The 14,339-nt window shown below is 54.6% G+C and carries 14 protein-coding genes; 4 read left to right on the forward strand and 10 right to left on the reverse strand.

The window, feature by feature from the left end; genetic code table 11:
- Nucleotides 1-35: 35 nt before the first annotated feature.
- The gene (yfbR, locus tag FNY10_RS14115) at nucleotides 36-635 is read left to right on the forward strand and encodes a 5'-deoxynucleotidase (RefSeq protein WP_100682782.1); all 600 of its coding nucleotides are present in this window, start codon (nucleotides 36-38) and stop codon (nucleotides 633-635) included.
- 74 nt (nucleotides 636-709) lie between these two features.
- Here the strand turns inward: yfbR and FNY10_RS14120 are convergent, their stop codons facing one another.
- The 4 genes from FNY10_RS14120 to yfbV form a co-directional block, all read right to left on the reverse strand.
- Complete coding sequence (locus tag FNY10_RS14120; RefSeq protein WP_160702886.1) at nucleotides 710-2,542, reverse strand: SLC13 family permease; 1,833 nt, start codon at nucleotides 2,540-2,542, stop codon at nucleotides 710-712.
- 76 nt (nucleotides 2,543-2,618) lie between these two features.
- On the reverse strand, nucleotides 2,619-3,290 hold the full coding sequence (locus tag FNY10_RS14125; protein ID WP_202395309.1) for a sugar phosphatase: 672 nt from the start codon (nucleotides 3,288-3,290) through the stop codon (nucleotides 2,619-2,621).
- Nucleotides 3,290-3,784 (reverse strand): YfbU family protein, encoded by a 495-nt coding sequence (locus tag FNY10_RS14130; protein WP_100682785.1) that lies wholly within the window; start codon nucleotides 3,782-3,784, stop codon nucleotides 3,290-3,292. Before FNY10_RS14130 ends, FNY10_RS14125 begins: the two co-directional genes overlap by 1 nt.
- Nucleotides 3,785-3,870: 86 nt before the next feature.
- Complete coding sequence (gene yfbV, locus FNY10_RS14135; RefSeq protein ID WP_160702890.1) at nucleotides 3,871-4,326, reverse strand: terminus macrodomain insulation protein YfbV; 456 nt, start codon at nucleotides 4,324-4,326, stop codon at nucleotides 3,871-3,873.
- Between the two features lie 337 nt (nucleotides 4,327-4,663).
- Between yfbV and ackA the strand changes: the two genes are divergently transcribed.
- Both ackA and pta read left to right on the forward strand, forming a co-directional pair.
- Entirely contained in the window at nucleotides 4,664-5,866 is a 1,203-nt protein-coding gene (gene ackA / locus FNY10_RS14140; protein ID WP_004865128.1) for an acetate kinase, read from the forward strand.
- Nucleotides 5,867-6,065: 199 nt separating this feature from the next.
- The gene (gene pta, locus FNY10_RS14145; RefSeq protein ID WP_100682850.1) at nucleotides 6,066-8,207 is read left to right on the forward strand and encodes a phosphate acetyltransferase; all 2,142 of its coding nucleotides are present in this window, start codon (nucleotides 6,066-6,068) and stop codon (nucleotides 8,205-8,207) included.
- 306 nt (nucleotides 8,208-8,513) lie between these two features.
- On the opposite strand, the gene FNY10_RS14150 is transcribed toward pta, so the two are convergent.
- The 5 genes from FNY10_RS14150 to FNY10_RS14170 all read right to left on the reverse strand — a co-directional run bounded on the left by FNY10_RS14150 (nucleotide 8,514) and on the right by FNY10_RS14170 (nucleotide 12,496).
- The gene (locus tag FNY10_RS14150; protein ID WP_160702892.1) at nucleotides 8,514-9,467 is read right to left on the reverse strand and encodes a transketolase family protein; all 954 of its coding nucleotides are present in this window, start codon (nucleotides 9,465-9,467) and stop codon (nucleotides 8,514-8,516) included.
- On the reverse strand, nucleotides 9,460-10,290 hold the full coding sequence (locus tag FNY10_RS14155; RefSeq protein ID WP_160702894.1) for a transketolase: 831 nt from the start codon (nucleotides 10,288-10,290) through the stop codon (nucleotides 9,460-9,462). The genes FNY10_RS14150 and FNY10_RS14155 overlap by 8 nt, the downstream gene beginning before the upstream one ends.
- Complete coding sequence (locus FNY10_RS14160) at nucleotides 10,287-11,678, reverse strand: PTS ascorbate transporter subunit IIC (RefSeq protein ID WP_100682789.1); 1,392 nt, start codon at nucleotides 11,676-11,678, stop codon at nucleotides 10,287-10,289. The genes FNY10_RS14155 and FNY10_RS14160 overlap by 4 nt, the downstream gene beginning before the upstream one ends.
- A gap of 21 nt (nucleotides 11,679-11,699) precedes the next feature.
- On the reverse strand, nucleotides 11,700-11,972 hold the full coding sequence (locus FNY10_RS14165) for a PTS sugar transporter subunit IIB (protein ID WP_100682790.1): 273 nt from the start codon (nucleotides 11,970-11,972) through the stop codon (nucleotides 11,700-11,702).
- Nucleotides 11,973-12,052: 80 nt separating this feature from the next.
- Complete coding sequence (locus tag FNY10_RS14170; protein WP_160702896.1) at nucleotides 12,053-12,496, reverse strand: PTS sugar transporter subunit IIA; 444 nt, start codon at nucleotides 12,494-12,496, stop codon at nucleotides 12,053-12,055.
- A 237-nt stretch (nucleotides 12,497-12,733) separates the two neighbouring features.
- Here FNY10_RS14170 and FNY10_RS14175 point away from each other — a divergent pair, with 237 nt between their 5' ends.
- Complete coding sequence (locus FNY10_RS14175; RefSeq protein WP_131048228.1) at nucleotides 12,734-13,753, forward strand: LacI family DNA-binding transcriptional regulator; 1,020 nt, start codon at nucleotides 12,734-12,736, stop codon at nucleotides 13,751-13,753.
- Between the two features lie 3 nt (nucleotides 13,754-13,756).
- On the opposite strand, the gene yfcD is transcribed toward FNY10_RS14175, so the two are convergent.
- A complete protein-coding gene (gene yfcD / locus FNY10_RS14180) occupies nucleotides 13,757-14,311 on the reverse strand; it encodes an NUDIX hydrolase YfcD (protein ID WP_100682793.1) in 555 nt (184 codons plus the stop codon).
- Nucleotides 14,312-14,339 lie beyond the last annotated feature (28 nt).

The raw sequence follows: 14,339 nt of genomic DNA on the forward strand, positions 1-14,339 counted from the left end.
ATAGGACCCGATGTTGTCACTGATTAAGGGTTGCTATGAGTCAGAGTCATTTCTTTGCCCACCTCTCTCGCCTGAAGTTAATTAACCGCTGGCCGCTGATGCGTAATGTACGGACCGAAAACGTCTCCGAGCACAGTCTGCAGGTGGCGATGGTTGCTCACGCGCTGGCCGCTATCAAAAACCGGATGTTTGGCGGCAAGGTTAACGCCGAGCGCATCGCCCTTCTGGCGATGTATCACGATGCATCGGAAGTGTTAACCGGCGATCTGCCGACTCCAGTCAAATATTTCAACTCGCAGATTGCGCAAGAATATAAAGCGATCGAGAAGATTGCCCAGCAGAAGCTTATCGACATGGTTCCTGACGAACTGCGCGATGTCTTTGCACCGCTGATCGACGAGCATCGCTATAGCGCAGATGAGCAATCGATCGTCAAACAGGCCGATGCGCTCTGCGCCTACTTAAAATGCCTTGAGGAACTCTCTGCCGGCAACAATGAGTTTTTACTGGCCAAGGGCCGGCTTGAGAAAACGCTGGAGTCCCGGCGTAGCGAGGAGATGGACTACTTTATGCAGGTCTTCGTCCCGAGCTTCCAGCTGTCGCTGGATGAGATAAGCCAGGATTCACCGTTGTGATTTTGTCGGGCGGCGGCTCCGCCTTACCCGACCTCCGGTTTCTGTAGCCCCGGTGTAGCGCCACCGGGGGGCAGTTAAAACGGAAACAGCATCGGCACGAGCAGCACGCAGACCACCATCACGAGGACGGTGAACGGCACGCCAATCTTCACAAAATCGCTGAAGGCGTATTTTCCTGGCCCCAGCACCAGCGTGTTAACCGGCGAAGAGACCGGCGTCATAAAGGCGGCCGAAGCCGCCATCGCCACCACCATGGCAAAAGGATAAGGCGAGACGTCCATGGATTTCGCCGCCGCCAGGGCGATCGGCGCCATCAGTACCGCCGTGGCGGTGTTGGAAATAAACAGACCGATAGTGGCGCACATCACGAACAAACAGCCCAGCATCACGTAAGGCCCTTTGCTGCCGGCAACATCCATCAGCCCCTCCACCACCAAATCGACGCCGCCGGTTTTTTGCAACGCCAGCGCAAAGGGCATCATCCCGACGATTAATATAATGCTTGGCCAGTGAATCGCTTTATAAGCGCTTTCGGCATTAATACAGCGGAATTTGCCCATCAGCAGGCAGGCGATAATCGCCGCTATCGGGTTGGGGATCTCGTCGGTGAGCATCAGGGCGACCATCAGCACCAGGCAAAAGATAGCGTGCGGCGCCTGGCTGTGCGCGGGCGAGGCATCGTTCACCTCCACGGGCATATTCAATACGACAAAGTCGCGACCGCGTTTCGCCAGCAGGCTTATCTGGCGCCAGTTTCCGACCACCAGTACGATATCACCAAGCTGCAAAGACTCGTCGACGACCGAACCATCCATCGCTTTACCATCGCGCTTAAGGCCGACAATATTGAGCCCGAAGCGAGTGCGAAAACCTATCTCACGGACCGTTTTCCCGATCAGTTCTGAATCCGGAATCAGCGCGACTTCGGCCATCCCCACATCCAGCGCCTGATCGGAAAAGTATTCGCCGCGCAGCACCATCGGTTCAAGCATTTGCTCGCCGCAGAACTGGCGCAAATCAATATCTGATGCGGACATATCGATCAGCAGCACGTCGCGGGCGCGAAACTCGGACACCCCGTTCACATTGACGATAACCCGGCGGAAACGACGCCAGCGCTCTACGCCGATCACGTTGGCGCAGTAGCGTTCACGCAGCTTAAGATCGTCCAGGCGCTGACCAATCATCGGAGACCCCGGACGAATGGCCAGACGACGGGCGCGGCCGGTCAGGTGGTACTCTTTGATTAAATCGCGAAAGGTGCTTCTTTTACGTCCGTCCCGCGGATGGTCATTCTCCCCGCCTCTGAGCATAAAGCGCGCCGCCAGCATATAGAGGATACCCAGCAACAGCACCACAAGGCCAATCGGCGTGACGCTAAAAAAGCCGAATCCCTGCAGACCTTCACGCAACAGTTCGCTGTTCACGACCAGGTTCGGTGGCGTGGCAACCAGTGTCATCATCCCGCTGATTAGGCCAGCAAAGCTAAGCGGCATCATCAGGCGCGATGGCGACGTATTCATCCGCATAGAAACGCTGAGCACCACCGGAATAAAGATAGCGACCACGCCTGTTGAACTCATAAACGCACCAAGCCCGGCGACAGTCAGCATCAGAAAGACCAGCATTTTCGTTTCGCTGTTGCCGGCCACCTTCACCAGCCAGCTGCCGACTTTGGTGGCCACCCCGGTACGGACCAGGCCATCGCCGATAATAAACAGCGCCGCAATCAGAATGACGTTCGGATCGCTAAAACCCGAGAACGCTTCGCTGAGGGTCAGCGTATCGCTGAGGACAAAGGCGACAATCACCAGCAGCGCAACTGCGTCCATGCGCACTTTCCCGCTGGCAAAGAGCACGACCGCAACGGCAAGAAGAGACAACACCCAAATCAGTTCACCGTTCACAACTTATCCTTGTCTGAAGATGGAGCTGGAATTTTTGCATAAAAAAGCCCCGACCATACGGGGCGACGTCATGGGATTAGTCTTTAAGCGAAACATTCACGTTCCCGTCCGGAAGGCGAGCGATCGCGAGGTTTGCGAGGGACGTTAAGATCAAATCCGCCTCGTTCAGACGCGGCGCATCTGCCGGTACGTTGACGGCGATAGTCCGGCAGCCCGCCGCCAGACCGGAAAGCAAACCGGCAGGCGCATCCTCGACCACGACGCACTCCTGCGGCGCCAGCGCTAAACGTTGTGCCCCGAGCAGATAGGCATCCGGTGCCGGTTTCCCCTGCTTCACCTGCTCAGCAGTCACGAAAACGTGGGCATCAGGCAGACCTGCCGCGCGATGACGCGCATGGGCAACAGGCACCGAACCTGAAGTGACGATAGCCCATGGGATCCCGGCTTCATCCAGAGTGGTCAGCAGCGCCACCGCCCCCGGCAGTGCAGTAATGCCATCAGTATCCGTCGCTTCGACCGCTTCAAGCCAGCGGAACTCCGTCTGTAATTCCTCTTCGCTGCGCCCCGGCAGAAAATGGCGTAAAGAGGTTATCGCCTGCTTGCCATGAATGAAGTTCAACACCTCATCGTGCGGGATGCCGAAACGATCCGCCCATTTGCACCACGAGCGCTCCACTACGGGTAATGAATCGACTAACGTCCCGTCAAGATCAAACAGGAAACCTTTACAGTGCACGCAAACCTCCATCAGGCATTAATAATTTGATTAATTTCGTTGCTGCTTAAATGGTACTGACGCGGGCAAACGTGCCAGGCGCTGAGCATACGCTGGTATTTATCCCACATCGGCGTCTGTGAATTAAAGCCATGGGTGCCGGCATCGAAGTGGCTGTAGCGCCCCTCTACGTTGACGATAAAGCGAACATAGCCAAGGAAGCGCGCTTCGGTTGCGACATCAAATCCGAGGAAGGTGACGCGACGTTCGTCGATTTCACCTGCATCCTTCAGGTTCGTCCAGGAGACATGCAGCGCATGATACATTTCCATAATATCAATGATGGTACGGCAGGTTTCTTCCGTCAGCTGGCCAAACTCGCGATCCAGTTCGCGCATTTGCAATCCGTATCCACGCTCGATGATGGTCTGTAGACGGCGATAACGTTCAGCGTTGTCCGGGTCGAGCATCGTCATCATCTTGTACTGATTAGATAAAATCAGACGCTGCGCATTGGTCATTTCCATGTTTTGACTCCTGTAGCACTTTACGGCGTGAAAAAAGAAGGCGCATTAATTATGCGCCTTCTTTTATATGCGTTTTCCTTAGTGAATTACAAATCATCAAGGAAAGTTTTATCCAGTTGTTTGAAGGCGCGCTTAAGCGTGTCAGCTAAGGCCTGATAATCCGGCTTGCCATCGACCGGCGCCAGCGCCTGTCCCGCCTCCTGCAATTTGCCGCGCACTTCATAAAACCAGTTCAGTATCGACGGCGGCAGCGGCGTCACCGAACGCTTACCCAGCCACCATAATCCTTGTATCGGCAAACTCAAGGCAAACAGCGCGGTCGCCACCGCCGGCCCCAGTTGCCCACCCAGCGCGATTTGCCAGCACAGCGTAAAGACCGCGATCGGCGGCATGATGCGGATAGCGTAACGGGTTGCGCGAATAATGCGGTTTTCAATAAATACCGGAGCGAGGCGTTTGTCCAAAGGCCAGGTCTTTGCGTAGTGCTGCCCGCGACGGAACAAGCTAAAGAAGCTGACGGGACGATTATCGGGGGTCGACATGGCTTTACCTCAACTTTAAATATAAAACTTAAAAAATTCGTGCAAAACACCAACTGTGCATGACAACGTTCAAAACATTTTGGCAATGGCTGCGGCAATCAGGTATCCTGTGCCCGCCTGAAAGGGCGATAGACCCTTTGACCAGGTGAGTCAAATTATCGCACATTCTGCCATTGGCTGAAAATTATGCAAAATGGCATAAAATCAAATGTACTTCTCCCATCGTGCCCGAAAACAGAACAAGGCATGATGTTAATCATAAATGTCGGCGTCATCCTGCGCTACGCTTTGTGACACACTGACGTTTTTTTAGCCACGTATCATAAAAGGTACTTCCATGTCGAGTAAGTTAGTACTGGTTCTGAACTGCGGTAGCTCCTCACTGAAATTTGCTATCCTTGATGCCGTCAACGGTGACGAATATCTGTCTGGTTTAGCTGAATGTTTCCATCTTCCTGAAGCGCGTATTAAGTGGAAAATGGACGGCAGCAAACACGAAGCAGATTTAGGCGCTGGCGCCGCTCACAGTGAAGCGCTTAACTTTATCGTTAACACTATTCTGGCACAAAAACCAGAACTGTCTGCTCAGCTGACCGCAATCGGCCACCGTATCGTTCACGGCGGTGAAAAATACACCAGTTCCGTGGTCATTGATGATTCCGTTATCCAGGGCATCAAAGATTCCGCCTCTTTCGCTCCGCTGCACAACCCGGCTCACCTGATCGGTATTGCTGAAGCGCTGAAATCATTCCCGCATCTGAAAGAGAAGAACGTAGCCGTGTTCGACACCGCGTTCCATCAGACTATGCCGGAAGAATCCTATCTGTATGCCCTGCCGTACAGCCTGTACAAAGAGCACGGCGTACGTCGCTACGGCGCGCACGGCACCAGCCACTTCTACGTGACTCAGGAAGCGGCTAAGGTCCTGAACAAACCGGTTGAAGAGCTGAACATCATCACCTGCCATCTGGGCAACGGTGGTTCTGTTTCCGCTATCCGCAACGGTAAATGCGTTGACACCTCAATGGGTCTGACCCCGCTGGAAGGTCTGGTCATGGGGACTCGCTCTGGCGACATCGACCCGGCTATCATCTTCCACCTGCACGACTCCCTGGGCATGAGCGTTGATGCTATCAACAAAATGCTGACCAAAGAGTCTGGCCTGCTGGGCCTGACCGAAGTCACCAGCGACTGTCGTTATGTTGAAGACAACTACACCGATAAAGCCGATGCTAAACGTGCAATGGACGTTTACTGCCATCGTCTGGCCAAGTACATCGGTTCCTACACCGCGCTGATGGACGGTCGTCTGGATGCCGTTATCTTCACCGGCGGTATCGGTGAAAACGCCGCCATGGTTCGTGAACTGTCTCTGGGCAAACTGGGCGTGCTGGGCTTCGAAGTTGATCACGAGCGTAACCTGGCTGCCCGTTTCGGCAAGTCTGGCTTCATCAACAAAGAAGGCACCCGCCCGGCTCTGGTCATCCCGACCAACGAAGAGCTGGTTATCGCGCAAGACGCCAATCGTCTGACTGCCTGATTTCACACCGCCAGCGAAACCCTAAATAATTCGAGTGGCAGGAAGGCGGCGACGCAGAGAATCCCCAGTCACGTACAGGTAGTACGTGACTGGGGTGAACCAGGAAAACCAACGCACATGCAACTTGAAATATGACGGGCAGCTGGTGGTGCAGTTTTGTCTCCCGCCTGATACTGGCGGTAACGAAAGAGGATATATCGTGTCCCGTATAATCATGCTGATCCCTACCGGAACCAGCGTTGGCCTGACCAGCGTCAGCCTCGGTGTTATCCGTGCAATGGAACGCAAAGGCGTTCGTCTGAGCGTCTTTAAACCTATCGCCCAACCGCGTGCAGGCGGCGATGCGCCGGACCAGACGACCACCATCGTTCGTGCTAATTCAAGCCTTCCGGCCGCTGAGCCGCTGAAGATGAGCCACGTCGAGTCGCTGCTGTCTGGCGACCAGAAAGACGTGCTGATGGAAGAGATTATCGCCAACTATCACGCCGCGACTCAGGATGCTGAAGTGGTGCTGGTAGAAGGTCTGGTCCCGACCCGTAAACACCAGTTTGCTCAGTCTCTGAACTTCGAAATCGCTAAAACGCTGAACGCGGAAATCGTCTTCGTGATGTCTCAGGGTACCGACACCCAGGAACAGCTGAACGAACGTATCGAGCTGACCCGCAACAGCTTCGGCGGCGCGAAAAACACCAACATTACCGGTGTTATCGTCAACAAACTGAACGCACCGGTCGACGAACAGGGGCGTACCCGTCCCGATCTGTCGGAAATCTTCGATGACTCTTCCAAAGCGAAAGTCGTGAAGATCGATCCGGCTCAGCTGCAGAATGGCAGCACTCTGCCGGTTCTGGGCGCGGTGCCGTGGAGCTTCGATCTGATTGCAACGCGTGCTATCGATATGGCACGCCACCTGAATGCCACCATCATCAATGAAGGTGACATCAACACCCGCCGAGTGAAGTCTGTCACCTTCTGCGCGCGCAGCATCCCGCACATGCTGGAGCATTTCCGTGCAGGTTCCCTGCTGGTGACTTCCGCAGACCGTCCTGATGTTCTGGTCGCTGCCTGCCTCGCCGCCATGAACGGCGTTGAAATCGGCGCGCTGCTGCTGACCGGTGCTTACGAAATGGACCCGCGCGTCAGCAAGCTGTGCGAACGTGCATTCGCGACCGGCCTGCCGGTCTTTATGGTGAACACCAACACCTGGCAGACCTCCCTGAGCCTGCAGAGCTTCAACCTGGAAGTTCCGGTTGACGATCACGAGCGCATTGAGAAAGTTCAGGAATACGTCGCCAGCTACATCAACGCTGACTGGATCGAGTCTCTGACCGCGACCTCCGAACGTAGCCGCCGTCTGTCTCCGCCGGCCTTCCGCTACCAGCTGACCGAGCTGGCGCGCAAAGCCGGTAAACGCGTTGTTCTGCCGGAAGGTGACGAGCCGCGTACCGTTAAAGCCGCGGCGATCTGCGCAGAGCGTGGTATTGCGACCTGTGTCCTGCTGGGTAACCCGGATGAGATCAACCGCGTTGCTGCCGCGCAAGGCGTCGAGCTGGGTGCGGGTATCGAAATTGTCGATCCGGAAGTGGTGCGCGAAAGCTATGTCGCTCGTCTGGTCGAACTGCGTAAGAGCAAAGGGATGACCGAAGCGGTTGCCCGTGAGCAGCTGGAAGACAACGTGGTTCTCGGTACGCTGATGCTGGAACAAGACGAAGTCGACGGCCTGGTTTCCGGCGCGGTTCACACCACCGCCAACACCATCCGTCCGCCACTGCAGTTGATCAAAACGGCACCGGGTAGCTCTCTGGTTTCTTCCGTGTTCTTCATGCTGTTGCCGGAACAGGTTTACGTTTACGGCGACTGCGCAATCAACCCGGATCCGACCGCAGAACAGCTGGCTGAAATCGCGATTCAGTCCGCCGATTCCGCCATTGCTTTCGGTATTGAGCCGCGCGTAGCGATGCTCTCCTACTCCACCGGTAATTCTGGTGCCGGTAGCGACGTCGAGAAAGTTCGTGAAGCGACTCGTCTGGCGCAGGAAAAACGTCCTGACCTGATGATCGACGGCCCGCTGCAGTACGACGCAGCGGTTATGGCTGACGTAGCGAAATCCAAAGCGCCAAACTCGCCGGTTGCAGGTCGCGCTACCGTGTTCATCTTCCCGGATCTGAACACCGGTAACACCACTTACAAAGCCGTACAGCGTTCTGCTGACCTGATCTCCATCGGGCCAATGCTGCAGGGTATGCGTAAGCCGGTCAACGACCTGTCTCGTGGCGCGCTGGTAGACGATATCGTCTACACCATCGCTCTGACCGCGATTCAGTCTTCACAGCAGCAGTAAGTAAAAAGCCCGGTGGCGCTAGCGCTTACCGGGCCTACGGTTTTATAGGCCGGATAAGCGAAGCGCCACCGGGCCTATGGTTTTATAGGCCGGATAAGCGAAGCGCCACCGGGCCTACGGTTTTATAGGCCGGATAAGCGAAACGCCACCGGGCCTACGGTTTTGTAGGCCGGATAAGCGAAGCGCCACCGGGCCTACGGTCTTATAGGCCGGATAAGCGAAGCGCCACCGGGCCTACGGTTTTGTAGGCCGGATAAGCGAAGCGCCATCCGGCAAGAAAGGCGACCACACGGTCGCCTTTTTTATTTACAGCAACTCGCGCGCCGCTGACACAATGTCATGCGCAGTCAGGCCATACTCCTTCTGCAGATAATCCTGCGTCCCAACCTGACCATAACGCTCCTTCACCCCCACACGACGCATCGGTACCGGGCAGGTCTCGGCCAGCACCTCCGCCACCGCCGATCCAAGTCCGTTATGGATACTGTGGTTTTCACAGGTCACAATGCGTCTGGTTTTCTCGGCATAGTTTTTCACCAGCATTCTGTCGATTGGCTTGAGGGTAAACATATCAATGACCGCCGCGCTCACCCCCTCCTGCTCAAGCTGTTGCGCCGCTTCCAGCGCCTCTGCCACCATAATACCGTTGGCAATCAGGGTGATATCTGTGCCTTCACGCAACACGTTGCCCTTGCCGATGGTAAAGGTTGAGCCAGGGGCATAAACGCTCTGTGCCTGTTTGCGGATGGTGCGTACCCAATAAAAGCCGTCGAGATCGACAAGCTGGCGCAGTATATCTTCAAACATCACCGCATCAGTCACTTCCAGCACCACCGAATGCGCCAGGCCACGTACGATCCCCATATCCTCAAACGACATATGCGTCCCGCCGTTATGACAGGCCGTGACCCCCGCATCGGAAGCGATCACCTTCACGTTGTTACGCTGGTAGTCCAGAGACATAAACAGCTGGTCAAAGCAGCGACGGCTGGCAAAAGCGGTAAAGGTGTGGACGAATGGCTTGCGCCCGGTGAGCGACAGCCCCGCCGCCGTGCCGATGACGTTCGCCTCCATGATGCCGCAGTTAATAACATGCTGTGGGTAATCCCGCGCCACGCCGTCCATCGCCATAGAGCTCATCAGATCCGCTTCGAGCGCAATAATCGGACTTCCCGCTTCAATCTGTTTAGCAACAAACCCGGCGTATACCTTACGCATCTCTATCGCATCTTTTTGCACTGCCGGTATAACCTTAATCATGTGAGGCCTCCAGTTGACGAATCGTCTCGTTGAGCGCGGCTTTGCTCTCCTCCGTCAGTCGCAGATGGTGCGAATTGCTGAGCTGCTCAAGATACGGCACACCCTGACCTTTAATGCTGTCAAGAATCACCACCCGTGGGCGGGCATCGCTAGCCAGAACCGGCTGTACCACCGCCAGCAGCCCAGGAATATCGTCCCCTTTCACGGTAACGACATCAAAACCAAAGGCGCGGAACTTCTCTTCCAGGTTGAAGGCACAGATGATGTCGTCCAGTGTGCCGTCCAGCTGTTGCTTATTCCAGTCAACAAAGACCGTCAGGTTATTCAGGCGATGGTGGGCAATAAACTGAAAGGCTTCCCAGCACTGCCCTTCGTTCAGCTCGCCATCGCCGACAATGCAGAAAACCCGGTTGGGTCGACCTGCCAGCTTATGCGACAGCGCCATTCCGCCTGCAATTGAGATCCCTTGTCCCAGCGAACCCGTGGTGGCATCCACGCCACGCGTTTTCAGACGATCCGGATGACTTGGCAAGCGTGTACCGTTCTGATTCAGCGTGCTCAACTCTTCCATCGGGAAGTAACCTTTGATCGCGAGCGTACTGTACAGCGCCGGGCCAGCGTGCCCTTTTGACAGGACAAAGTAGTCTCGCTCCGGCCAGTCCGGATCGGCGGGGTCAATTTTCATTACCGCACCGTATAAAACCGCCAGCGTTTCAACGACCGACATACTGCCACCGTAGTGACCAAAACCCAGCCGGGTCAGTGACTTCAGGGTCTCGACGCGGATCTCACGCGCCAGATGGATTATCTCATTCACATTCATGATTTGGCTCCGGTGTTTTCCTGCGAATTACCGCCCGCAGATTTGTTTTTAGCGAACACGTTGTACGCCACCAGCAGCGCGAACAACGCCACAACAAGCCCGGTGATGGCCAGTGGCGACAGGAAGCGCGCCAGGTTGCCCAACACAATCCCGACCGCGCCGAAATCGGCGTCGGAGAAGGTGGTGTTAGCAAAGCCAATGGCGCCCAGCACCGGCAACAGCAGCACCGGCAGGAAAGTGATCAGCAAACCATTGGCAAACGCGCCAATCATCGCGCCGCGGCGTCCGCCGGTAGCGTTTCCAAACACGCCCGCCGTCGCGCCGGTAAAGAAGTGCGGCACCACGCCCGGCAGGATCAGCACCCAGCTAAACTGACCGCAGATGAACAGCCCCACCAGGCCGCCCAGGAAGCTGAACAGGAAGCCAATCAACACCGCGTTTGGCGCATAGGGGTAGACCACCGGGCAGTCCAGCGCAGGACGCGCATTAGGCACCAGTTTTTCTGAAAAGCCGGTAAAGGCCGGAACGATCTCCGCCAGAATCAGGCGCACGCCCTGCAGGATAATAAACACCCCTGCCGCGAAGGTAATCGCCATGATAATGGCGTACACGAGGTAGTTCTGGCCGCCGCTAAAGGTCGCTTCTACATACTCACGTCCGGCGCTAACCGCCATGATCAGGTAGATAATCATCATGGTCAGCGAGATTGAGATAGAACTGTCACGCAGGAAGCTTAAATTCTTCGGCAGGTTCATCTCTTCGGTAGAGCGGGAGCCTTTTCCGAACTTGCTGCCAATCCAGCCCGAGAGCACGTAACCTAAAGTACCGAAATGCCCGAAAGCGATGTCATCATTGCCGGTAATACGTTTCATATAACGCTGCGCAATGGCCGGGAAAAAGGCCATAATCAGACCGAGGATCAGCGAGCCGGTAAAGACCAGGCCAATGCCCTCAAAACCGGCTACCGTCAGGATCACGCCAATCATGCATGCCATGTAGAACGTATGATGCCCCGTCAGGAAGATGTATTTCAGACGGGTAAAACGGGCAACAATAATATTCGCCACCATCCCGAACGCCATAATCAGTGCAGTAGATGCACCATATTTCTCCAGCGCAATCGAGACAATCGCTTCATTATTTGGAATGATGCCCTGAATATTAAATGCATGTTCAAACATTCCACCTAACGGATTTAATGACCCCACCAGTACCGTGGCGCCACCGCCCAGCACAATAAAACCGAGAATGGTTTTAATCGTGCCTTTAACAACATCCGAAAAAGCCTTTTTCTGCGCCACCAGACCGATTAAGGCAATTAAACCCACGAGTATTGATGGGACTTTTAAAATATCAACAACGAAATTCAGCGTTTCAAGGATAAACATATCCACCTCGCCTTATCAGGGTTATTTTCTGTCGAACCAGGTACGCAGTTGCGTTTCGAGTTCGTTGATATCAATGATGTTGTTGATCACCACTAGCTGGTTTTCCGGCACGCTGGCGCTGGCCGCAATATCCTTCGCCATGACAAAAAGATCGGCCGCACCGGGCGTAGCGGATGAGAGATCGGAGTGTTCAACTTCGGCCTCGATACCCAGTTTTTTGAGCACTTTTTTAATATTCATCTCGACCATGAAACTGCTCCCCAGGCCGGAACCGCAAATAGCCATAATTTTCATTGTTATCACCTTTTTAGAGTAGAGTTCATCCCCATTACGCCTGAGCGTAATGTTGAGGAAAATCGGATCAGGAAATTAAATCAGTAGCGGTCGATAATCTTTTTTATCTCCTCCAGGGTATTTGCCTGATGTAATTCAGCCATATCCTCATCACTGGAAAATAATTCAGCCAGTGTGGCGAGCATGTCGATATGACTATGTTTGTCCGGAGCCGCGAGCATAATAATGACATCCACGGGATCGAATTCTCCGGCAGCAAAAGAGACTCCCTTTTCCAGTTTTAATAACGATAGCCCCAGCCCTTTGGCCCCCTCTTCCGGCCGAGCGTGCGGCATTGCCAGCCCTGGTGCCAGCACATAATAAGGTCCCAATGTGCGGTGTTGTTCAACGATTGCCGTAACGTATTCCGGCGAAATCACCTGCAGATCCAGCAGCGGTTTCGCACACAGCTCCAGCGCCTGCGGCCAGTTCTCAACGCTATCCTTAAGGGTGATGGTCGTATCATATATCCAGTTTTTGAGCACTTTTTACTCCCGCTTCAACGCAAAAGATGAGCAAACTCTATTCAACACCTCCGTTCCTGGCTGCGATCAGGCTCACAAAGATAGCGCTACCAATGTTTAACATTCAGAATTGTGATAGCGCTATCAAATTATAATCATGGGATGAAATCACAGCAAAAAAAGGGATTTAAGGCGTATACTGCCTGTCACGTGCAGCAAGGGATCATAATAAAACGCGTCTGGTCAGCAGGAAGGTGTATGTCTCTAACCCGAAAACGGCGTAGTACCGGTAAAGTAACACTTGCCGATGTCGCACAGCTTGCCGGCGTGGGCACGATGACCGTGTCCCGGGCACTCCGCACGCCGGAGCAGGTTTCCGATAAACTGCGTGAAAAAATTGAAGCTGCGGTGCAAGAGCTGGGATATATGCCCAACCTCGCCGCCAGCGCGCTGGCCTCGGCCTCCTCATGGACGATTGCCATGGTCGTCCCCAATCTTTCCGAAGCGGGTTGCTCGGAAATGTTTGCCGGACTTCAGCAGGTGCTTCAACCTGCCGGATACCAGATCATGCTGGCGGAATCGCAGCATCGTCTTGAACAAGAAGAAAAATTACTCGAAACGTTGCTGGCATCAAACATTGCGGCGGCGATTTTGCTCAGCGTCGAACACTCTGATACCGTCCGTCACTGGTTGAAGAATGCCTCTATTCCGGTGATGGAGATGGGTGCGATGCGTGCCGATCCTATTGATATGAATATCGGAATAGATAATGTCGCCGCCATGTATGAGCTAACGGAAATGTTAATTAAGCGTGGCTACCAGAACATCGGCCTGCTGTGCGCTAACCAGGAACAGTGGATTTTTCAGCAACACCTGCAGGGCTGGTATAAAGCGATGCTACGCCATCATCTCTCACCGAATCGGGTGATTAATGCCGCCCTGCCGCCCAGTTTCTCTACCGGTGCTTCGCAATTGCCGGAGTTTTTACTCGCCTGGCCTGAGCTGGACGCTCTGGTCTGTGTTTCAGATGAGCTGGCCTGCGGAGTATTGTATGAATGCCAGCGTCGGCGTATCAAAGTACCTGACGATCTGGCCGTTGTTGGATTTGGCAACCATGATGTGAGCCGGGTTTGCCAGCCCCCATTAACAACAATGACGGTGCCACACCATAAGATCGGCATTGAGGCCGGGAGAGCTCTGCTTGCGCGCCTTAATGACGGAAACTGGAGCGATCAAAAAACGATCGTCTCCAGTTTGTGCCTGCGGGATAGCTGCTAAAATCTATTCAGCTTCGTCCTGCTTTTCGGTTTTCACCTGATCGTTGTTGGCGTTGCGGGTCATCCACAGCGCCAGCGCTTTTAATGAATCCGGGGTGAATTCATCGCAGCGGGCGGTAATCTCTTCCGGCGTCAGCCAGCACACTTCGCTCACTTCCTCTTCCTGCAGGGCAAAGGGGCCGTGCGACACACAGCTAAACAGGCTTCCCCAGACGCGACAGTGTTTATCTTCATAATAGAACTGACCATGGTCAGCGAACGGTACCCCGGCAATCCCCAGCTCTTCTTCCGCTTCGCGGCGCGCTGAGTCCAGCAGTTGCTCATCGGCCTGCACCACACCACCCGCTGTGGCGTCGAGCATACCGGGCTGGAAATCTTTTATCTCGGTACGGCGCTGCACCAGGATTTTGCCCATCCCATCATGAACAACAATATAGGTTGCCCGATGACGCAGGCACTGCGCACGCATTTGCCCGCGGCTGGACTGCGCTATCACCTCATTGTTTTCATTAACAATGTCTACCCATTCTGTGCTTGCCAAATCGTTCTGTTCCGCCATCAGGAAACCTTACTTTTGAAAGCGCTCT

It is taken from the genome of Klebsiella sp. Lac1 (assembly GCF_009825425.1).
Taxonomy (GTDB): Bacteria; Pseudomonadota; Gammaproteobacteria; order Enterobacterales; family Enterobacteriaceae; genus Klebsiella; species Klebsiella electrica.